General features: G+C 62.1%; 20 protein-coding genes and 2 tRNA genes. All 22 read right to left on the bottom strand.

Annotation, left to right across the window (positions count from 1 at the left end; translation table 11 throughout):
• Nucleotides 1–101: 101 nt before the first annotated feature.
• Nucleotides 102–548 carry a ribosome maturation factor RimP gene (rimP, locus tag LPW30_RS05120; RefSeq protein ID WP_026623521.1) on the bottom strand — a complete coding sequence of 149 codons (447 nt, stop codon included), beginning with the start codon at nt 546–548 and terminating at the stop codon, nt 102–104.
• A gap of 176 nt (nt 549–724) precedes the next feature.
• Nucleotides 725–801 (bottom strand) — tRNA-Met (locus LPW30_RS05115).
• Between the two features lie 67 nt (nt 802–868).
• Nucleotides 869–1,225: a DUF2818 family protein gene (locus LPW30_RS05110; protein ID WP_025280950.1), complete on the bottom strand. Its 357-nt coding sequence runs from the start codon at nt 1,223–1,225 to the stop codon at nt 869–871.
• A gap of 59 nt (nt 1,226–1,284) precedes the next feature.
• Nucleotides 1,285–2,730: an NADH-quinone oxidoreductase subunit NuoN gene (gene nuoN, locus LPW30_RS05105; protein ID WP_025280949.1), complete on the bottom strand. Its 1,446-nt coding sequence runs from the start codon at nt 2,728–2,730 to the stop codon at nt 1,285–1,287.
• Between the two features lie 18 nt (nt 2,731–2,748).
• Nucleotides 2,749–4,263: an NADH-quinone oxidoreductase subunit M gene (locus LPW30_RS05100; RefSeq protein ID WP_025280948.1), complete on the bottom strand. Its 1,515-nt coding sequence runs from the start codon at nt 4,261–4,263 to the stop codon at nt 2,749–2,751.
• Nucleotides 4,264–4,321: 58 nt separating this feature from the next.
• Entirely contained in the window at nt 4,322–6,310 is a 1,989-nt protein-coding gene (nuoL, locus tag LPW30_RS05095) for an NADH-quinone oxidoreductase subunit L (RefSeq protein WP_025280947.1), read from the bottom strand.
• Between the two features lie 3 nt (nt 6,311–6,313).
• The gene (nuoK, locus tag LPW30_RS05090) at nt 6,314–6,619 is read right to left on the bottom strand and encodes an NADH-quinone oxidoreductase subunit NuoK (protein ID WP_025280946.1); all 306 of its coding nucleotides are present in this window, start codon (nt 6,617–6,619) and stop codon (nt 6,314–6,316) included.
• A 116-nt stretch (nt 6,620–6,735) separates the two neighbouring features.
• Nucleotides 6,736–7,329 (bottom strand): NADH-quinone oxidoreductase subunit J, encoded by a 594-nt coding sequence (locus LPW30_RS05085; protein ID WP_025280945.1) that lies wholly within the window; start codon nt 7,327–7,329, stop codon nt 6,736–6,738.
• 19 nt (nt 7,330–7,348) lie between these two features.
• The gene (nuoI, locus tag LPW30_RS05080) at nt 7,349–7,840 is read right to left on the bottom strand and encodes an NADH-quinone oxidoreductase subunit NuoI (protein ID WP_025280944.1); all 492 of its coding nucleotides are present in this window, start codon (nt 7,838–7,840) and stop codon (nt 7,349–7,351) included.
• Nucleotides 7,841–7,854: 14 nt separating this feature from the next.
• A complete protein-coding gene (gene nuoH / locus LPW30_RS05075; protein WP_025280943.1) occupies nt 7,855–8,919 on the bottom strand; it encodes an NADH-quinone oxidoreductase subunit NuoH in 1,065 nt (354 codons plus the stop codon).
• 16 nt (nt 8,920–8,935) lie between these two features.
• Nucleotides 8,936–11,320, bottom strand: a complete 2,385-nt coding sequence (gene nuoG, locus LPW30_RS05070) for an NADH-quinone oxidoreductase subunit NuoG (RefSeq protein WP_239680248.1) — start codon at nt 11,318–11,320, stop codon at nt 8,936–8,938.
• 32 nt (nt 11,321–11,352) lie between these two features.
• Nucleotides 11,353–12,633 (bottom strand): NADH-quinone oxidoreductase subunit NuoF, encoded by a 1,281-nt coding sequence (gene nuoF / locus LPW30_RS05065; protein WP_239680247.1) that lies wholly within the window; start codon nt 12,631–12,633, stop codon nt 11,353–11,355.
• A gap of 7 nt (nt 12,634–12,640) precedes the next feature.
• On the bottom strand, nt 12,641–13,147 hold the full coding sequence (locus LPW30_RS05060) for an NADH-quinone oxidoreductase subunit NuoE family protein (RefSeq protein ID WP_025280940.1): 507 nt from the start codon (nt 13,145–13,147) through the stop codon (nt 12,641–12,643).
• A complete protein-coding gene (locus LPW30_RS05055; protein WP_025280939.1) occupies nt 13,147–14,400 on the bottom strand; it encodes an NADH-quinone oxidoreductase subunit D in 1,254 nt (417 codons plus the stop codon). The genes LPW30_RS05060 and LPW30_RS05055 overlap by 1 nt, the downstream gene beginning before the upstream one ends.
• Nucleotides 14,393–15,118, bottom strand: a complete 726-nt coding sequence (locus LPW30_RS05050; RefSeq protein ID WP_025280938.1) for an NADH-quinone oxidoreductase subunit C — start codon at nt 15,116–15,118, stop codon at nt 14,393–14,395. The genes LPW30_RS05055 and LPW30_RS05050 overlap by 8 nt, the downstream gene beginning before the upstream one ends.
• Before the next feature lie 27 nt (nt 15,119–15,145).
• A complete protein-coding gene (locus LPW30_RS05045) occupies nt 15,146–15,622 on the bottom strand; it encodes a NuoB/complex I 20 kDa subunit family protein (protein WP_025280937.1) in 477 nt (158 codons plus the stop codon).
• On the bottom strand, nt 15,613–15,969 hold the full coding sequence (locus LPW30_RS05040; RefSeq protein WP_025280936.1) for an NADH-quinone oxidoreductase subunit A: 357 nt from the start codon (nt 15,967–15,969) through the stop codon (nt 15,613–15,615). The genes LPW30_RS05045 and LPW30_RS05040 overlap by 10 nt, the downstream gene beginning before the upstream one ends.
• A gap of 262 nt (nt 15,970–16,231) precedes the next feature.
• Nucleotides 16,232–16,316 (bottom strand) — tRNA-Leu (locus LPW30_RS05035).
• A 133-nt stretch (nt 16,317–16,449) separates the two neighbouring features.
• Entirely contained in the window at nt 16,450–16,809 is a 360-nt protein-coding gene (gene secG, locus LPW30_RS05030; protein WP_025280935.1) for a preprotein translocase subunit SecG, read from the bottom strand.
• A 3-nt stretch (nt 16,810–16,812) separates the two neighbouring features.
• Nucleotides 16,813–17,571, bottom strand: coding sequence for a triose-phosphate isomerase (tpiA, locus tag LPW30_RS05025; protein WP_239680246.1), 759 nt, complete (start codon nt 17,569–17,571; stop codon nt 16,813–16,815).
• Between the two features lie 137 nt (nt 17,572–17,708).
• A complete protein-coding gene (glmM, locus tag LPW30_RS05020) occupies nt 17,709–19,070 on the bottom strand; it encodes a phosphoglucosamine mutase (RefSeq protein WP_025280933.1) in 1,362 nt (453 codons plus the stop codon).
• Nucleotides 19,071–19,134: 64 nt separating this feature from the next.
• Nucleotides 19,135–20,004, bottom strand: coding sequence for a dihydropteroate synthase (folP, locus tag LPW30_RS05015; protein WP_238625023.1), 870 nt, complete (start codon nt 20,002–20,004; stop codon nt 19,135–19,137).
• Between the last annotated feature and the right edge of the window lie 118 nt (nt 20,005–20,122).

Raw genomic sequence — 20,122 nt, 5'->3', positions numbered from 1 at the left:
CGGCCTGCTCGGCGGCGTCCGGCTCACAGCGCCCGGTGATTGGCCACCATGACGACCTGGGGTGAATCCGACGCCGGACTCATCCGGCAAGATCCAGGCTTTCAGAAGCTGGGCACCAATCGTGCCCGGGAAACCGATTCCAGGGGGATGCGCACAGAGCCCTCGCCATCATCCAGGGCGAGCACCACCGTCTCATCCTCCACAGACTCGATCACGCCCTTGAAGTTGCGCTGGCCCTCCACGGGCCAGATGGTGCGGACCCGAACACGGGCACCCGGGTAACGCCGGTAATGGGCCGACTCGAAGAGCGGACGGTCCATGCCGGGCGAAGACACCTCCAGGCGATAGGGCACCGGTATGGGATCTTCCACGTCCAGCACGCCGCTCACCTGATCACTCACGGTGGCGCAGTCGTCCAGGGTGACGCCGTCCGGGCCGTCGATAAAGATCCTCAAAAAGGCACTGGTGCGCTGAACCCGATACTCCAGGCCCCACAACTCGTAACCGAGCCCCTCGACCACGGGACGAATCAGACGCGTCAATTCCAGGGAGTCCTGTCGCACATGCACCCCACAAACAAAAAATGGGCCCCAGGGCCCATTCGAGAACATCGCCGTAGCAGCAACCTTTCATCTGGCGCCCCCTGTCGGGTGCGCATGAAATAGACGCCAAGGACACTGCTGCGGCTAAGAAAAAGGCCCCAAGAGGGGCCTTTTACGGTACCTGGTAGCGGGGGCAGGATTCGAACCTGCGACCTTCGGGTTATGAGCCCGACGAGCTGCCAGACTGCTCCACCCCGCAACTGAGGCTGTGAATATTACGCATCTTTTCCAGGGACTGCAACCCCCGATTCACACTTTTCTTTAAATCAATCTGCCGTTTCCGAGGCAGCATGCGGTACCCGACTGCGACGGACCAGATGCTTGCGCAGATCGTGGCGGTAGATGAACCCCGGGAAGGCAGACACGGCGAACAGGGAGAGGGTAATGGCGTAGAACTGCCAACCCTGCCCGTGGACATTGCCGGTCATGTAGTTCTCCAGCGCCCAACCCAGTGCCAGGGCCACGCCATACAGGACACCCCATTCCGCGAACCGCCAACCCGGTGCCTTTCTGCCGCCGGGGGCAGAGAAGAAAAAGAACACCCTGTCGGTCATCCAGGGCAGGTTGGCCGCCAGGATCATGGCGCCCAGGTAAAACCATACAGCAATCTGCAACGTATCCATCAATCAGTTCCGGTTTTCCGTGAGTCCGGGCCCCACGCGATGCGCGGCATCCGCACAGCCTATCTCGCGGCGGCCGTCAGGGCCATCAGCAGACCGGGGAAGATCCCCAGGCCGATGACCAGCAACCCGTTAATGGACAGCACCACGTTGATGCCGGTTCCCTGGGGCAACGGCGCCGTGTCCGTGGGCTTGTCAAAGTACATGTACTTGACCACCCGCAGGTAGTAGAAGGCACCGATCACCGACATGAGCACGGCAAACACCGCCAGCCAGACGAACTCCACCTGCACCACCGACTGCAGCACCGCCAGCTTGGCATAGAAGCCCACGGTGGGTGGCACCCCGGCCATGGAAAACATCAGCAGAAGCATGATGAACGCGAACCAGGGACTGCGATCATTCAATCCCTTGAAGTCCTCGATATTGTCCGCCTCGAAGCCCTTGCGTGACAGGAACAGGACCATGCCGAAGGCACCCGCCGAGGTGATGGCGTACACGATCACATAGAACATCGCGGCGGCATAGCCCGCCTCAGTACCCGACATCAGCCCCATGACGATGAAACCCACATGGGCGATGGTCGAATAGGCGAACATACGCTTGATGTTGGTCTGAGCGATGGCCACGACGTTGCCCACCGCCAGGGAAAGCACCGCCAGGATCAGCAGCATGCCCTGCCAGTCGCCGTGCAAGGGCCCCAAGCCATCCACCAGCAGACGCATGGCGATGGCAAAACCGGCAATCTTGGGTGCGGCACCGATGAACAGCGTCACCGGCGTGGGCGCCCCATGATAGACATCGGGCAACCACATGTGGAATGGCACGGCCCCCAGCTTGAAGCCAAGGCCCACCACCACGAAGGCCAGGGCGAACACCAGGGCAATACCATGATCAGCCGAACCGGCTGCCGCGGCCACCACACCCTGGGTGACACCGGCGATATCCAGGGTGCCCGTGATCCCGTAGAGCAGCGACATGCCATAGAGCAACATGCCCGAGGCGATGGAACCCAGCACGAAGTACTTCATGGCCGACTCGGAGGCCACGGTCGAGTCCCGATCGAAGGCCACCAGGGCATAAAGGCAGAGAGCCAGGAGTTCCAGCCCCAGGTACAGGGTGAGCAGGCTGTGGGCGGAGATCATGATCAACATCCCCAGCACACCGAACAGGCCCAGCACATAAAACTCGCCCTTGTGCAGATTCCGACTCTGCAGGTAGGGCCTGGAATAGAGGAACACCGCCGCGGATATCAGCAGCACCACTGACTTGAGAAGATCCGACATGGGATCGGCCACAAAGCTGTCACTGAAGGTGAGCCGGGTCTCCGGGGCCGCCAGGATCACCGTGAGGGCAAAGGTGCCCAACAGCGTGAACTGGGTGAGCCCGTAGGTGATATCCCGACGCGCCTGGGGAATGAACAGATCCGCGACCAGGATGGCGCAAGCCATGCCCAGCAGGAACAGCTCGGGGATGATGGGAACGAAATCCGGTATCTCAAAGGTCATATCGGTATCCAGGAACGCTTAGAGCTTGGAGACGGCGATATGCCGCACCAGGTTGTCCACGGTGGCGTCCAGCACGTCCAGCAGCGGCGCCGGCCAGACTCCCAGAAGGAGTACGGCAAAGGCCAGCACGCCGAGGATCCAGAATTCCCGCCGGTTCAGATCCTGCAATTGGGCCACGTTGTCGTTGGCCACCTCGCCATAGATCACCCGCTTCACCAGCCACAGGGTATAGGCGGCGGCCAGGATCAACGTGGTGGCAGCCAGCAGGGCGATCCAGAAATCGGCACGGAAGGCCGCCAGGATGACCATGAATTCGCCCACGAAACCAGAAGTGCCGGGCAGTCCCGTGTTCGCCATGGCGAACAGCACGAAGAATGCTGCAAACCAGGGCATGGTGTTGGCCACGCCGCCGTAGTCGGCGATCTGGCGGCTGTGCATGCGGTCATAGAGCACGCCCACACTGAGGAACATGGCCGCCGAGATCAGGCCGTGGGAGACCATCTGCACCATGCCGCCGCTGATCCCAAGCCCGGCCCCCTGCCAGTCACCGGTATTGTTGTAGATCATGAACACGATGAAGAAGCCCAGGGTCACGAACCCCATGTGCGCAATGGAGGAGTAGGCAATGAGCTTCTTCATGTCCTTCTGCATCAGCGCCACCATGCCCACGTACACCACTGCGATCAACGACAGGGTGATCATCAGCCAATCCAGGGCCATGGCCGCATCCGGCGTAATGGGCAGGGAGAAGCGCAGGAAGCCGTAGCCGCCGATCTTGAGCATGATGGCCGCCAGGATCACGGACCCCCCGGTGGGCGCCTCCACGTGGGCATCCGGCAACCAGGTATGCACCGGGAACATGGGAATCTTGACCGCGAAGGCCAGCAGCATGGCCAGGAAGATCAGTGTCTGGGCGGTCATGCCCAGCGGCGTATGGTGGAAGTCCAGGATGGCGAAGCTGCCTGCCTGGGTGTAAAGGTAGATCAGTGCGATGAGCAGGAACACCGACCCGAAGAAGGTGTAGAGGAAGAACTTCAGGGTGGCATAGATCCGGTTGGGCCCGCCCCAGATCCCGATCACCAGGAACATGGGGATCAGCATGGCCTCGAAGAACACGTAGAACAGCACGGCATCCAGGGCCGAAAACACCCCGTTCATGAGACCTGCCAGAATGAGGAACGAAGCCATGTACTGGGACACCCGGTACTGGATCACCTCCCACGCCGCCAGCACCACCAACACAGTGGTGAAGGTGGTCAGGAGGATCAACGGCATGGAGATGCCATCCACCCCCAGGTGGTAATGGATGTCGAAGGTACTGATCCAGGGCACCCATTCCACGAACTGCATCTCGTGGGTGGAGCGGTCGAAGAGCGCAAACAATGGCAGGCTCAACAGGAAAGTCAGGACCGCAATCGACAGGGACAGGCGCCGGGATGCCTCCGGCATCCGATCACCCACAAACAATACGATGAGTCCACCGATAATCGGCGTCCATATCACCAGAGACAAAAGTGGCCAGTCAGCAAACATGTGCTCTTCCCGTTGGAATCCCGCGTTTAACCGTATCGTGGTGCAAGAGGTGCCGACCCTACAGCGCGAAGGCCAGGATCAACACCAGCAGCCCGATGATCATGGCGAAGGCATAGTGGTACAGGTAACCCGTCTGGCCGAGGCGCAGACGACCCGATACCCAGCCCACCGCGCGGGCACTGCCGTTGACGATGACCGTATCGATCAGCAGCGTGTCGCCAAAGCGCCACAACCACTGCCCCAGACGGCGCGCCCCACCGGCGAACACGACATCATTGAACTCGTCGAACCCATACTTGCGGTCCAGAATGTTGTATGCCCAAGGCAGGGTATCCCGCGCCTTCTGGGCCAGTTCCGGCCGCTTCATGTACACGTACCAGGCCGTGCCCAGGCCCGCCATGGCCAGCCAGAAGGGGGGCATCATGATGCCGTGGATGATGAAGCCCAGGACGCCGTCATAGCCCTCACCCAGCCTGGCCAGCACATCGCGACTCTCGTCCACGAACAGGGCATCTGCAAAGAAGTCACCGAACAGCAAGGGGCCCACGAAATAGCCGGCCAGCACGGAAGGGATGGCCAGCAGGATCAGCGGTACGGTCACCACCCACGGAGACTCGTGGGGCGTGCCACCGTGATGTCCATGACCGTGCCCCTCATCATGCCCCGCGGCCGGCGGCGCATGGCGGAAGCGCTCTTCCCCATGGAACACCATGAAGAACATCCGGAAGGTGTACAGGGCCGTGACGAACACGCCCGCCAGCACCAGCACATAGGCGAACGTCGCCCCTGGGGTCGAGGACATGTGCACCGCCTCGATGATGCCGTCCTTGGAGAAGAAACCGGCCAGCCCCGGGAAGCCGATCAGCGCCAGCGAGCCAATCAACGCCGTGGCGTAGGTGATGGGCATGTACTTGCGCAACCCGCCCATGCGCCGCATGTCCTGCTCATGATGCAGGGCCATGATCACCGAGCCGGCCGCCAGGAACAGCAGCGCCTTGAAGAAGGCGTGGGTCATCAGGTGGAACATGCCCGCCGCATAGGCCGAGGCACCCAGGGCCACCGTCATGTAGCCCAGCTGGGACAGGGTGGAATAGGCCACCACCCGCTTGATGTCGTTCTGCACCAGGCCGATCAGGCCCATGAAGAAGGCGGTGATGGCGCCAATGACCAGGATGAAGCTCAGGGCTGCCACCGAGTATTCATACAAGGGCGACATGCGGGCCACCATGAAGATACCCGCCGTCACCATGGTGGCGGCATGGATCAGGGCCGAGATGGGCGTCGGGCCTTCCATGGAATCCGGCAGCCATACGTGCAGGGGCACCTGCGCCGACTTGGCCATGGCACCGATGAACAGCAGGATGCAGGCCACCGTCAGCAGCGACCACTCGCTGCCCGGCAGGATGCTGATGGTGGCATCGGCCATGGTGTCGGCCTGGGCGAAGACCTCCATGTAGTCCAGGCTGGCGGCATGGAAGACCACCGCGCCGATCCCCAGGACAAAGGCGAAGTCGCCCACCCGGTTGACGATGAAGGCCTTCATGTTGGCATAGATGGCCGTGGGCCGCTTGAACCAGAAGCCGATCAGCAAATAGGACACCAGGCCCACGGCTTCCCAGCCAAAGAACAACTGCAGGAAGTTGTTGGCCATCACCAGCATCAGCATGGAGAAGGTGAACAGCGAGATCAGGGCGAAGAAACGCTGGTAACCCGGGTCATCCTGCATGTAACCGATGGTGTACACATGCACCATCAGTGAAACGAAGGTGACCACCAGCATCATCATGGCGGTGAGGTTGTCCACCAGGAAACCGATCTCGAAGCGGATGCCGTCACTCACCAGCCAGGTGTAGACGGTCTCGTTATAGACCTCCCCACCGGCCATGGCGTGGTACCAAAAGACCACCAGGGAGAGCACGAAGGAGATGGCGACGCCGGCAATGGTGACACTGTGGGCACCCACGCGGCCCACCTGACGCCCGAAGAGTCCGGCAACGATGGCCCCCAGCAAGGGCGCCAGCACAATGGCAAGATAGAGCGTCTCCATGTCTTACCCCTTCATCTCGTCCAGATCCTGGACATTGATGGTCTCTCGGTTACGGAAAACCAGGACCAGGATGGCCAGTCCGATGGCCGCCTCGGCAGCGGCCACGGTGAGGATGAAGAACACGAACACCTGGCCCGCCAGATCCCCCAGATAGTGGGAGAAGGCCACGAAGTTCATGTTCACCGCCAGGAGCATCAGTTCGATGCACATGAGCAGAATGATCAGGTTTTTCCGGTTCAGGAAGATCCCGGTCACGCTGAGCGCGAACAGGATCGCCCCCAGAACGAGGTAATGCGACAGAGGAATCATGCTTGGTCCCGTTGTTGGCCCTGCGCAGGTCTCTCGACGGTGCCCGCTCGGGTGGTTTTGTTCAGCCCTGACTTCCCGGCGCCGGCGGTGTCACCGGGCCGGGGCGCCCTCTACCCTTATTTCTTTTCGGATTCCATTTTCACCATGCGTACCCGGTCTTCCCGCCGGATCTGGATCTGTTTGGCCGGATCCAGATAGCGGGTGTCGGGGCGCTTTCGCAGGGTGAGCACGATGGCGGCGATGATGGCCACCAGCAGGATCACTGCGGCGATTTCGAATGGATAAACGTATTCGGTGTACAGCAACTGCCCCAAGGCCTCGGTGTTGCTGTAGTCGGCGCTGGCCGGGACCGGCGGTTCCACCTGAAACACCTGGGCACCCACCACCATGGCCATGACCACCATCATGCCCACCGCCACCACGATGCCCACCGGCAGGAGCTTCATGAAGCCTTCACGGATACGCGACATGTTGATGTCCAGCATCATGACCACGAACAGGAACAGCACCATGACCGCGCCCACGTAGACCAGCACCAGGAGGATGCCGAGGAATTCTGCCTCCAGCATGATCCAGTGGGCAGCCGTGGCCACAAAGGCCAGCACCAGGAACAATGCCGCATGCACAGGGTTGCGCACGGTGATCACCGCCACGGCAGATCCCACCAGAACCACCGAGAAGAAATAGAACAGGAATGCTTCGAAAGTCATGTGATCCGGGGCCTCCTCATCAACGATAGGGCGCGTCGACCGCCCGGGCCGCGGCGATTTCTTTTTCGTACTTGTCACCAATGGCCAGGAGCTTGTCCTTGGTCATGATCTGCTCACCCCGGTTTTCGAAGTGATAATGCTGGATATGGGTCTCGACGATGGAGTCCACCGGGCAGGCCTCCTCGCAGAACCCGCAATAGATGCATTTGAACAGGTCGATGTCGTAGCGCGTGGTGCGTCGAGTGCCATCATCGCGCTGTTCCGACTCGATGGTGATCGCCAGCGCAGGACACACGGCCTCGCAGAGCTTGCAGGCAATGCAGCGTTCCTCACCGTTGGGGTAACGGCGCAGGGCGTGCAGCCCGCGGAAGCGAGGCGATATGGGGGTCGTCTCGTCCGGATACTGCACCGTGATCTTGCGCTCGAAGAGGTGGCGGCCGGTCAATTTCATGCCCAGCAGCAGCTCCCAGAGCAGGAAGGTCTTGAAGAACTGACGAATGGCCGTGCCCATGATGAAAACCTCCTTCACGCGAACCAGGGTCCGACGCCGATGGCCACGGCGACACCCGCGACAAACAGCCAGACAATGGTCACGGGAATAAGCACCTTCCAGCCCAGGCGCATGATGTGGTCATAGCGATACCGGGGGAAGGTGGCGCGGAACCAAAGGAAAAGGAACAGGAAGAAGGCCGTCTTGATCAGGAACCAGTGGATGCCACTGTCGAGAAGCCAGCCGAGCACCGGAATGGCGAAGGCGGACTCGGGCAGAATCCCCTCGAACGGCGACAGCCATCCTCCCAGGAACAGCAGGGCGGTGAGGGCCGAGATGAGGATCATGTTGGCGTACTCGGCCAGGAAGAACACGGCAAATGCCATGCCCGAGTATTCCACATGGAAACCCGCGACGATTTCCGACTCCCCTTCCGCCACGTCGAAGGGCGCGCGGTTGGTCTCAGCCACCCCGGAGATGAAATACACCAGGAACAGGGGGAACAGCGGCAGCAGGAACCAGTGATAGACGCTGCCCTGCTGAGCCATCACGATCTCCCCCACGTTGAGGCTGCCCGCAGCCATGATCACACCCACCAGGGCGAATCCCATGGCGATCTCGTAGGAGATGATCTGAGCCGCCGAGCGCATGGAGCCCAGCAGCGCATAGCGCGAATTGGAGGCCCAGCCCGCGATGATGATGCCGTACACCCCCATGGAGGTGAGGGCCAGCAGGAAGAGCAGTCCGGCGTTGATATCCGCCAGCACCATACCATCGTCGAAGGGCACCACCGCCCAGGCCGCCAGGGCGGGGGCAATGGCCAGTACCGGAGCGATCAGGAACAGGTACCGGTTGGCATTGGTGGGGATCACCACCTCCTTGGTGAGCAACTTGAGCGCGTCGGCGATGGGCTGCAGCCAGCCTCGGGGACCCACCCGATTGGGGCCCACCCGCACCTGCATATAGCCGATGATCTTGCGCTCGGCGAAGGTGGTATACGCCACCGCCAGCATCAGCGGCGTGAGGATTGCCATGATCTTGAGGTTGATCTGTACGATCAACGGCAACCCTTCCCAGAACTGAATCATGGCTTGCTGCATGCTTGAACCCTGATCGTCAAACCTTGTGGAATTCCACCGGCCCGTGGGACGGCCCCAGGCCGCTGGTGACACTGACGCCCGCAGGCAGCCAGGCACACCCCTCGGGGATGCTCTCGTCGATCACCAGCGGCATGCGTGCAGTCAATTTGCCCTGGCGCACCACCACCTCGGCGGCCTCGGACAGATCCAGGCTGCGTGCCTGGGCCGCATTGATCCGCGCCGCATCACCGTCTCCGGCGTCTGGCGTGGCCTGCAGCGGACGCGAACGCCGCACCAGCGAATCAATCGCATACAGACCCACCGATGACACCCGCTGCAGGCCGGCCGCCTTGGGTGGCACCGGCAGCTTGCTGCCGTCATGGTGCACCCGCGTATCGAAGTCACTCACCCCGGCCTCTGCCAGGCGTGCCTTGACCTCGTCGCGAACCTGCTCGGACGACAGATACTCGAAGCCGGCAAGATCACACATGTTTCCCAGCACCCGCAGCACCTTCCAGGCAGGGCGCGCTTCCCCCGGGGGCGTGGCTGCACCCTTCACGCTTTGCCAGCGACCCTCGGCATTCACGTAGGTACCGGCGGTCTCGGCAAAGGTGGACACCGGCAGGAGCACATGGGCCACCTTGCGCAAGGACTCCCCGGCAAATGGCGTCAGGGCCACCACGAAATCGGCGTTCTCCATGGCCTGCATTGCCTGGGCGGGATCGGCACAATCCAGGTCGGGTTCCACGTTCAGCAGCACACAACCCTTGGGAGCGCCCGATAACCAGTCACCCGCCGGCTGACCGGCTGTCTCCAGGGCAGCCCCACCGGGGCCCCGATGGGGCACGGCACCCGCCAACCAGGCACCCGAGGCATTGCCGCCCTCGGAGAGATAACCCAGGGTGGCCCCCGTCAGATCGGCGATGACGCCCCCCAGGGCACGCAGGAGCGAGAACTGGGGATGATGTTGAGCCTGGATGCCCAGCAGGATGCGCGCATCGCCCTCCCCTGCCAGCCTCTCGGCCATGGCGCGGGCCTCATCGGTAACCTGAGCGGCCTTGAGGAGATCCGCGAAACCGCGCGGAGTGCTGCCACCGGCCTTTTCCAGGGCCGCCGCGGCCACCGCCGCCAGTGTCATCACCATGCCCTGGGGATCCACCACCACCTGCGGCTCCACCGGGAAATGGAAAGGGAAGTCACGGACATTGATGGCCATGATGGCCGCACCGTCCAGCGCTGCCTTGCGCAGGCGATGGGCCGCCATGGGCTGATCCTTGCGAATGTTGGAGCCCACCAGCAGACAGGCGGAAACCTGCTCCAGGGATTCCAGACTACCGCCCAGATAGGGGAACAGCGGGGCACGCCCCTGATCCGAGAAGTCGGACTGGCGCAGACGATGATCCAGGTGATGGATACCCAGGCCACGCAGCCACTGCTGCGCCAGATAGAGTTCCTCCAGGCTGGCCTGGGGGGAGAGCAAGGCCCCGCAAGCCTCGGCGGGTTGAGCCCGCAATCCTTCCACCACGCGGGTCAACGCCGTCTCCCAGTCGGTCACCACCCACTCGCCCTTCTGGCGGATCATGGGTTGAGTCAGGCGATCGTCGGCAGACAGACCGGTGTAACTGAAGCGATCCCGGTCGGAGATCCAGGTCTCGTTGACGCCGTCATTGCGCCGGGGCACAACGCGCATGGCCTGCCCGTTGTAGGTATGCAGATAGAGATTCGAGCCCACGCAGTCATGGGGGGCAACAGTGGCGTGCTGAACCAGCTCCCAGGCTCGGTAGGTGAAGCGCGAGGGCTTGGCGGTGAGGGCACCCACCGGGCACAGGTCGATGACGTTACCCGACAGTTCGGAGGCCACCGTCTTGGCCACGAAGGTACCGATCTCCATGTTCTCGCCACGACCGGTGGCTCCCAGTTCGCGCATGCCGGCGATCTCCTCGCCAAAGCGCACGCAACGGGTGCAATGAATGCAGCGGGTCATCTCCGTGGCGATCAGCGGACCGATATCCTGATCCTTGACCGCCCGCTTGGGTTCGCTGTAGCGGGAGATATCCTCCCCAAAGCCCATGGATACGTCCTGCAACTCGCACTCGCCACCCTGATCACAGACCGGACAATCCAGGGGATGATTGATCAGCAGAAACTCCATGGTGGATTTCTGTGCGGCCAGCGCCTTGGGCGAGCGGGTATAGACCTTCATGCCCTCGGCCACCGGCGTGGCACAGGCAGGCATGGGCTTGGGCGCCCGCTCCACCTCCACCAGGCACATGCGGCAGTTGGCGGCCACGGACAGCTTGTCGTGATAACAGAACCGGGGGATGTGGATACCCGCCGCGTCCGTCGCACGGATCAGCATGCTCCCCTTTTCTGCCTTCAAGGGGATGCCGTCGACCTCGAAATTGACCAGATCCTCACTCATGCTTCGCTTCCCGTTGCACCGAACGCCATGGGTCAGGCCGCGTCTGCCACAAGGCTGCGGCCATGCTCGATGTAGTATTGGAACTCATGCCTGAAGTGCTTGACGAAACTGCGCACCGGCATGGCGGCAGCGTCCCCCAGGGCACAGATGGTGCGACCTTCGATCTTGGCGGCCACGTCGTCCAGTCGCTCCAGGTCTTCCATGCGACCCTGCCCCTCCACGATCCGTGTCAGTACCCGGTACAACCAGCCGGTGCCTTCCCGGCAGGGCGTGCACTGGCCACAGGATTCAGCGAAGTAGAACCGCGAGATCCTCTGCAGGGCCTTGACCATGTCGGTGGTCTCATCCATCACGATGACGGCCCCGGAGCCGAGCATGGAGCCGGCCTTGACGATGGCGTCGTAATCCATATTGGTCTTGAGCATGATGTCACCGGGCACCACCGGCACTGACGAGCCACCGGGAATCACGGCCTTGAGCTTGCGCCCCTTCCAGACACCGCCCGCCATCTCCAGCAATTCGCTGAAGGGCGTGCCCAGGGGCACCTCGAAATTGCCGGGCTTTTCCACGTGACCGGACACCGAAAACAGCTTCTCGCCGCCGGATCGCTCCACCCCCATGTCAGCAAACCATTGCCCGCCCTCGCGGATGATGATGGGCACCGAGGCCAGGGTCTCGGTATTGTTGATGGTGGTGGGACGACCATAGAGCCCGAAGTTGGCAGGGAACGGTGGTTTGAAGCGCGGCATTCCCTTCTTGCCTTCCAGGGAGTCCAGGAGTGCGGTTTCCTCGCCGCAGATATAGGCACCGGCGCCGAGTGTGGGATACAGGTCGAAATCGATGCCCGATCCCTGGATATCCTTGCCCAGCCAGCCATGCTCGTAGGCCTCCTTCACGGCCTGGCAAAATCGTTGGTAGGGCTCGTCCAGGAACTCGCCTCGCATGTAGTTGTAGCCCACCGTGGCGCCGATGGCGAAGCCGGCGATGGCCATGCCTTCCACCAATGCGTGTGGGTTGTAGCGCAGGATATCGCGGTCCTTGCAGGTGCCCGGTTCGGACTCATCCGAGTTACAGACCACGTATTTCTGGCCCGGCGCCGTGCGGGGCATGAAACTCCACTTGAGGCCCGCAGGAAAGCCGGCCCCGCCCCGTCCGCGCAGATTGGAAGCCTTGACCTCTTCGATCACCGCCTCTTGTGACAGCTCACCCTTGAGGATCTTTTCCAGGGCCTGATAGCCACCCACCTTGAGGTAGTTCTCGTAGGTCCAGGGTTCGTCAAAACCCCGGGTGATGAAACAGATACGATTCGCCATGGCCGCCTCAGTCCAGCTTGTCGAGGATCTCATCGACCCGCTCGGGGGTGAGATGCTCGTGATAGACGTGGTTCACCTGCATCATGGGAGCGCCACAGCACCCGGCCAGGCATTCCTCTTCGCGCTTGAGGAAGAAACGGCCGTCGGGGGTCGATTCGCCCAGGCCGACACCCAGCTTGTTCTCCAGGTGTTCCAGAATCTTGTCGCCGCCCCGCAGCATGCAGGAGATGTTGGTGCACACCGAAATGCTGTGCTTGCCCACTGGCTGCAGTTCGAACATGGAGTAGAAACTGCCCGCCTCGTAGACGGCGATCTCGGGCATGCCGATATAGTCGGCCACTGCATCCATCATCTCGGTGGACAGGTGGCCATGCTCATGCTGAACTGCCCGCAGCGCACCCAGCACAGCGGACTGTCGCTGATCCTCCGGGTAGCGGGCTAGCCAGTCGTCGATTTCATGGCGGACGTGCTCGCTGAGCAGGTCGGACTTGCGTTGGGTCGGATTGGCTGACATCAGCGGTCGATCTCCCCGAAAACGATATCCAGGCTGCCGATCAGGGTCACCACGTCGGCCAGCATGTGCCCTCGGGACATTTCATCCAGGGCCGAAAGATGCACGTAACCCGGCGGCCGCACCTTCACTCGATAAGGCTTGTTGGCCCCATCGGAAATCATGTAGACGCCGAACTCTCCCTTGGGATGCTCCACAGTGGCGTAGGCCTCCCCCTGGGGCACGCAGTAGCCCTCGGTGAAGAGCTTGAAGTGATGAATCAGGGATTCCATATCTGCCTTCATCTCTTCCCGTGCCGGCGCCATGATCTTGCGATCATCCACACGCACCGGGCCGGGATTGTTCTTCAGCCATTCCACACACTGGCGGATGATCCGGTTGGACTGGCGCATTTCTTCCATGCGCACCAGGTAGCGATCGTAGGAGTCGCCGTTAACGCCCACGGGGATGTCAAAATCCACGCGATCGTAGGCGGCGTAGGGCTGTTTCTTGCGCAGATCCCACTCCACCCCCGAGCCACGCAGCATGGGCCCGGTAAAGCCCAGCTGCAGCGCGCGTTCCGGATCGACCACTCCGATCCCGACCGTGCGTTGGCGCCAGATGCGGTTCTCGGTAAGCAGGGTCTCGTACTCATCCACCTTGGTGGGGAAGCGTTCGGTGAACGCCTCGATGAAGTCCAGCAACCCACCCTGGCGCTCCTTATTGAGAACGGCCACATCGGCCTTGCTCTTCCAGCGGGACGGCTGATACTGCGCCATGGTGTCGGGCAGATCCCGGGCCACACCGCCGGGGCGATAATAGGTGGCATGCATGCGCGAACCACTCACAGCCTCGTAGCAATCCACCAGATCCTCACGTTCGCGGAAGCAGTACAGGAACATGGTCATGGCCCCCACATCCAGAGCATGGGTGCCCAGCCACAGGAGGTGGTTGAGGATGCGGGTGATCTCATCAAACATCACCCGGATGTACTGGGCTCGCAGCGGAGGCTCGATGCCCAGCAGACGCTCGATGGCCATGCAGTAGCCGTGCTCGTTGCACATCATGGACATGTAATCGAGCCGATCCATGTAACCGATACTCTGGTTGTAGGGCTTGCTTTCGGCCAGCTTCTCCGTTCCACGATGCAGCAGGCCGATGTGTGGATCGGCTCGTTGCACCACCTCGCCATCCATCTCCAGCACCAGGCGCAACACGCCGTGGGCCGCCGGATGCTGGGGACCGAAGTTCAGGGTGTAGTTGCGAATCTCAGGCATCGGCGGATGTCTCCTCGGCCGAGTCATCCAGATAACGGTGATCGTCGCGAATGACCCGAGGCACCAGCACACGGGGCTCGATGGTCACCGGCTGATAGATCACCCGCTGTTGTTCCGGGTCGTAGCGCATCTCCACATGCCCCACCAGGGGGAAATCCTTGCGGAAGGGGTGGCCCACGAAACCATAATCGGTCAGGATCCGACGCAGATCCGGATGCCCCTCGAAGACGATTCCAAAAAGGTCGAAGGCTTCACGCTCGAACCAGTTGGCGCAGGACCACACCTCCACCGCCGATGGCAGCACGGGGAATTCGTCGTCGGGACAAAAGCAGCGCACGCGCAAGCGGTGATTATGGGAGATGGAAAGCAGATGATAGACCGCAGCGAAGCGCGGTCCCTCGTGTCCTCCAGCCGCTGGGGCCTCGTCGAAAGTGAAGCGCCCGAAGGTCGCCGCTTCCACACCGCGACTGAAGCCTTCGCTGCTGGAGGCCTCCGTAGCCCACTCGGTCACGCCATAGGCCATGTAGTCCACGCCGCAGACGTCAACGAGCATCTCAAAACCCAGCTCGGGATCGTCTCGCAGCATGCGTGCCAAGGGTAGCCAGTCGTCTGGCGCCACCTGGATGGTGATCTCGCCACGCGCCTGGGTCAGACCCAGCAGCCGGCCCTTGAACTTTTTCTCCAGGCACGCGGCCAGTCTGTCGAGTTTCTCGCTCATCATGAGATCCTGGCTGGAGGCCGCCCGTCAGCGGGCGATGGTGTGAGTGCGACGGATCTTGTTCTGCAGTTGCAGGATTCCGTATAGCAGCGCTTCGGCCGTGGGAGGACATCCGGGAACATAGATGTCCACGGGGACGATGCGATCACAGCCCCGCACGACTGAATAGGAGTAATGATAGTAACCACCACCGTTGGCACACGACCCCATGGAGATCACCCAGCGCGGCTCAGGCATCTGGTCGTACACCTTGCGGAGCGCAGGGGCCATTTTGTTGACCAGCGTGCCGGCGACGATCATCACATCCGATTGACGGGGGCTGGGGCGGAACACCACACCCATGCGGTCCATGTCGTATCGCGCTGCACCGGTGTGCATCATCTCGATGGCGCAACACGCCAGCCCGAAGGTCATGGGCCACAGGGAACCCGTGCGAGCCCAGTTGATCAGCTTGTCGGCAGAGGTGGTGACAAAGCCTTTTTCAAGGACGCCTTCTATTCCCATTCCAGGGCCCCCTTCTTCCACTCGTAAATGAACCCGATCACCAGGATACCCAGAAACATGGCCATGGCCAGAAGCCCGAACAATCCAATGGAATCCAGGGCGACGGCCCAGGGAAAGAGAAACGCGATTTCCAGATCGAAGATGATAAAGAGGATGGCGACCAGGTAGAACCTGACGTCAAATTTGATGCGGGAGTCCTCAAAGGCCTCGAAACCGCATTCGTAGGGGGAGCCCTTGGCGGCGTCAGGGCGACTGGGGCCCACTGCCATGCCCAGAGCGAGAGGAATCACCCCAACGAGCACGCCGATGCCGATGAACACCAATACAGGCAGGTAGTTTTCGAGCATGTTCCTCTCCTCCCACCCCATGGCGATGCATGCGGCAGGCCTCGGTGATGCTATGTGTGCATGCAAGAGCGCGCATGCCACCTAGTTTTTAGTTATCGGGGCCGCTGGAAAGTGCCCTGAATTTCTCAAAGCCCGGGGGAGTCTATGGCACCCGTTATAAGGGTGTCAAGCATTAGAATAAACTAATTCATTGATACTGCTGGATTTTTTTGTGCAGCGCCGCAAGAAATGGCCGGAACGACAGCGACGCCTGAATGAAGAATGGTGCAGATGGCCGGACTCGAACCGGCACGGCTTTCGCCACCGCCCCCTCAAGACGGCGTGTCTACCAATTCCACCACATCTGCACGATGCATCACGAACACGGGGCCTGTGACGCCCCACTCACCTGTGGCAACGTCATGGCGCCACAGGCAACTCCTCCTCCCCACTCCTTCGGACAGGCCTCCCCGAGGGTGACCTGCCTGGGTGGCATCCCTCTTAGTTGGGGACGTCCACCGGGCCGACATCGTCTCCGGAGTCATCATCTTCCGGAGGCATGCTGGCCGGCTGTTCAACACGCTGGGGTGTCGTATCGATCAGGTCAATGACGCTCGGAGCCTCAGGCCTATTGGCCACCAGGTAGGTGAGCACCAGGCTATTGATGATGAACCCCGTGGCGGTCAGTGCCGTGGCGCGCGTGAGCAGATTGGCTGACCCCCGAGCCCCGAAAACGGTAGCCGAGGCGCCACTACCAAAGGCCGCTCCTGCATCAGCACCCTTGCCATGCTGCAATAAAACCAGCACGATCAAACCGATGGACAAGACTACCTGAACTACCAATAAAATGCTATACAGCATGGTTTATCCTGCTTGACCGGCGGCCCTGCAGATCGCAAGGAAATCCGCCGCCTTGAGTGAGGCGCCGCCGATCAGGCCGCCATCAATATCCGCTTGGTTGAACAACTCGACAGCATTGTCGGCTTTAACGCTGCCTCCATACAAAATCTGCACGCCCGCTGCCACAGAGGCATCGTGCCCCGCCAGTCGCTCCCGAATGAAGGCATGCACGGCCTGGGCCTGATCCGGCGTGGCGGTACGACCGGTGCCAATGGCCCAGACGGGCTCATAGGCAACCACGGCGTCACGAAACGCCTCCACACCCTCGAGATCCAGCACGGCGTCCAACTGTCGGGCCACCACCTTTTCGGTGATATCCTGCTCGCGCTCTTCCAGCAATTCGCCCACGCACAGGATGGGCTTGAGCCCATGGCGACGCGCCGCGGCGAACTTGCGGGCCGTGAAGGCATCATCCTCACCATAGAGGGTGCGCCGTTCGGAATGCCCAACGATCACGTATTGGCAACCCAGGTCCTTGAGCATGGCTCCGGACACCTCGCCGGTGTGAGCGCCCTCGTCCTGATCGGAAAGATCCTGGGCACCCAGGGCAATCGCGGATCCCACCAGCGACGACACTTGCTCCAGGTAGACGAATGGCGGGCAGACCGCCACATCGACCGAGTCAAGAGCGGCCACCTGAGCAGCCACGTCGTGCATCAGGGCCTGGTTCGCCGAGCGCGAACCGTTCATCTTCCAGTTACCAGCCACCAGGGGTCTACGCATGGATCATCTCCGTGAAATGGACACCCACCCGGCTGAACACAGAGGTCCTCTGCCTCCCCGGAGGGAGCAATCCGGCCCCTGTCGTCCCCGGATCATGAAGCGGGGAATCCTACCTGCGCGCGGCCGATAAATCAATTTCAGGATGCACGCTCGGCCGCGTGGCGAACGCAGTCCGCCAGGTCCTGGGCAAGGCGCCCCACCAGGGCCATGTCGGATCCCTCCACCATCACCCTCACAAGCGGCTCTGTGCCCGAGGGCCTGAGGAGTACGCGACCACGGCCAGACAGGGTGGATTCAGCATCCCTGACCGCCTCGCGCACGGTCTGGGTATCCAGCAACCCGTGGGGACGAGCGCTTGGGTTGACGGGCACGTTCAACAAGGTCTGCGGGTATTTTTCCATGCCCCGCTGCAATTCGGAAAGCGGCCGCCCGGTGGTGCCCATCACCTCGAGGATCTGCAGCGCCGAAATGATCCCGTCGCCGGTACAGGTACGATCCAGGCAAATCAGATGCCCGGAGGACTCCCCACCCAGCAACCAGCCTTCGTGATGCAGGGCCTCCATGACATAACGATCGCCCACGGCCACCCGCCTGAAGGGAATGCCTGCCGACTCCATGGCCTGTTCCAGACCCAGGTTGCTCATCAGGGTACCCACGACGCCTCCTTGCAGGATGCCGTCCCGGTGGCGCGCCAGGGCGATGATGCACAGGGCCTGATCCCCGTCCACCACATCGCCGCGCTCGTCCACCAGGATCAGACGGTCCCCGTCCCCATCCAGGGCGATGCCCAGATCCGCCTTGTGGGCCAGCACAGCGGCCTGAAGCTCACGAGGATGCAGGGCCCCGCAACCCTCGTTGATATTGAATCCATCGGGCCGGACGCCCACGGGGATCACTTCGGCACCGAGTTCCTCGAACACATGGGGTGCCACCGCGTAGGTCGCGCCATTGGCACAATCCACGACGATACGCAGGCCGTGCAGGTGGGTACCGGTCGGGATGGTGCTCTTGCAGAATTCGATGTAGCGACCGGCTGCATCCACCACCCGTTCCACCTTGCCCAGATCCGCGGAATCCACGGTCTCCATGGGCTGACCCAGGGTTGCCTCAATGGCCAGCTCCACCGGGTCGGGCAACTTGTTGCCGTTGGTGCAGAAGAACTTGAAGCCGTTGTCGTAATAGGGGTTATGGGAGGCGCTGATCACGATCCCCGCCGAGGCCCGGAAGGTACGGGTGAGGTAGGCCACCGCGGGCGTCGGCATGGGGCCCAGCAAGCGGATATCCACCCCGGCCGCCGACAAGCCGGCCTCCAGGGCCGACTCAAACATGTAACCGGACACACGGGTGTCCTTGCCGATCAGCACCAGGCCCTCACCATCGGGGGCCAGCACCCGCCCTGCCGCCCAGCCCAGGCGCAAGGCGAAATCCGGCGTCATGGGGTAACGCCCCACCCGTCCGCGAATGCCGTCGGTACCAAAATACTGTCTTTCCTGAGTCATCAATCCAAGCCTGTCCTGATCAAGAGGGTTTCGGCGCAGCGAAGCGGCGCGCTTGCCCGAGTTTTCAGTGAATGAACGGCTCACCCACCGACCGGAGCACGCGCAGCGCATCCCGGGTGGCCGCCACGTCGTGCACACGCAGGATGCTGGCCCCCTGCTGGGCAGCCAGCAGGGCCGCCGCCACGCTGCCCTGGATTCGTTCCGAGGCTGGCCGCTCATCACCCAGCATCCGGCCGATCATGGTCTTGCGCGACATCCCCACCAAAAGCGGCAATCCCTCCACGGCCAGCTCCGGGAGACGGCGCAACAGGGTGAGATTGTGCTCCAGGTTCTTGCCGAAACCGAAACCCGGATCCAGCAACAGGCGGTCCGCCAAAATGCCTGCGGCCCGACAAGCCACCACCCGCTCGGCCAGAAAATCGCGCACTTCGGCCACCACGTCCCCATACCGGGGATCCACCTGCATGCTGCGGGGCTGACCCTGCATGTGCATCAGGCACACGGGAACCTCGCACCGCGCTGCCATCTCCAGGGCCCCCGGGTCCTGCAGGGCACGCACATCGTTGATCAGTGTGGCACCCGCGGCGCAGGCGGCCCGCATCACTTCGGCCTTGCTGGTATCCACGGAAATCGGCACCGGCACCCGGGGCGCCAGGGCCTCGATGATGGGAACGACCCGGGTCAGTTCCTCCTCGACAGGGACGGATGCAGCGCCGGGGCGTGTGGACTCACCGCCCACATCAATGAAATCGGCCCCCTCCTCCACCATGGTGAGCGCGTGCTCAATGGCCTGGGCAGGATGAATGAAGGCACCCCCGTCGGAAAATGAGTCCGGGGTGACGTTGAGAATGCCCATGATGCGGGGCTGGGTGAGATCAATGGTGTACTGACCAAACTGCATGACGAAACCATGGCCGTGAAAGAACTGGATCATAACCGGCCATGGGCACTCATGGCCATTCCGGGGCCATTCCGGGACCATGACAGGGCCAGACGCAGAGAAGCCGCCCCTGAGGGCGGCTTCTCTGTCTTACCGGCTTCAAATGCCGCCG

The sequence above is a fragment of the Ectothiorhodospira variabilis genome (assembly GCF_022227625.1).
Lineage (GTDB): Bacteria > Pseudomonadota > Gammaproteobacteria > Ectothiorhodospirales > Ectothiorhodospiraceae > Ectothiorhodospira > Ectothiorhodospira haloalkaliphila.
The sequence above is the reverse complement of the archived record's forward strand: the minus strand, read 5'-3'. Positions and strand labels throughout refer to the sequence as shown.

Bases quoted from the DNA above. Each gene is read 5' to 3' on its own strand.
- LPW30_RS05110 (WP_025280950.1), bottom strand. From the start codon at position 1,225: ATGGATACGTTGCAGATTGCTGTATGGTTTTACCTGGGCGCCATGATC.
- nuoN (WP_025280949.1), bottom strand. From the start codon at position 2,730: ATGACCTTTGAGATACCGGATTTCGTTCCCATCATCCCCGAGCTGTTC.
- LPW30_RS05100 (WP_025280948.1), bottom strand. From the start codon at position 4,263: ATGTTTGCTGACTGGCCACTTTTGTCTCTGGTGATATGGACGCCGATT.
- nuoL (WP_025280947.1), bottom strand. From the start codon at position 6,310: ATGGAGACGCTCTATCTTGCCATTGTGCTGGCGCCCTTGCTGGGGGCC.
- nuoK (WP_025280946.1), bottom strand. From the start codon at position 6,619: ATGATTCCTCTGTCGCATTACCTCGTTCTGGGGGCGATCCTGTTCGCG.
- LPW30_RS05085 (WP_025280945.1), bottom strand. From the start codon at position 7,329: ATGACTTTCGAAGCATTCCTGTTCTATTTCTTCTCGGTGGTTCTGGTG.
- nuoI (WP_025280944.1), bottom strand. From the start codon at position 7,840: ATGGGCACGGCCATTCGTCAGTTCTTCAAGACCTTCCTGCTCTGGGAG.
- nuoH (WP_025280943.1), bottom strand. From the start codon at position 8,919: ATGCAGCAAGCCATGATTCAGTTCTGGGAAGGGTTGCCGTTGATCGTA.
- nuoG (WP_239680248.1), bottom strand. From the start codon at position 11,320: ATGAGTGAGGATCTGGTCAATTTCGAGGTCGACGGCATCCCCTTGAAG.
- nuoF (WP_239680247.1), bottom strand. From the start codon at position 12,633: ATGGCGAATCGTATCTGTTTCATCACCCGGGGTTTTGACGAACCCTGG.
- LPW30_RS05060 (WP_025280940.1), bottom strand. From the start codon at position 13,147: ATGTCAGCCAATCCGACCCAACGCAAGTCCGACCTGCTCAGCGAGCAC.
- LPW30_RS05055 (WP_025280939.1), bottom strand. From the start codon at position 14,400: ATGCCTGAGATTCGCAACTACACCCTGAACTTCGGTCCCCAGCATCCG.
- LPW30_RS05050 (WP_025280938.1), bottom strand. From the start codon at position 15,118: ATGAGCGAGAAACTCGACAGACTGGCCGCGTGCCTGGAGAAAAAGTTC.
- LPW30_RS05045 (WP_025280937.1), bottom strand. From the start codon at position 15,622: ATGGGAATAGAAGGCGTCCTTGAAAAAGGCTTTGTCACCACCTCTGCC.
- LPW30_RS05040 (WP_025280936.1), bottom strand. From the start codon at position 15,969: ATGCTCGAAAACTACCTGCCTGTATTGGTGTTCATCGGCATCGGCGTG.
- secG (WP_025280935.1), bottom strand. From the start codon at position 16,809: ATGCTGTATAGCATTTTATTGGTAGTTCAGGTAGTCTTGTCCATCGGT.
- tpiA (WP_239680246.1), bottom strand. From the start codon at position 17,571: ATGCGTAGACCCCTGGTGGCTGGTAACTGGAAGATGAACGGTTCGCGC.
- glmM (WP_025280933.1), bottom strand. From the start codon at position 19,070: ATGACTCAGGAAAGACAGTATTTTGGTACCGACGGCATTCGCGGACGG.
- folP (WP_238625023.1), bottom strand. From the start codon at position 20,004: ATGATCCAGTTCTTTCACGGCCATGGTTTCGTCATGCAGTTTGGTCAG.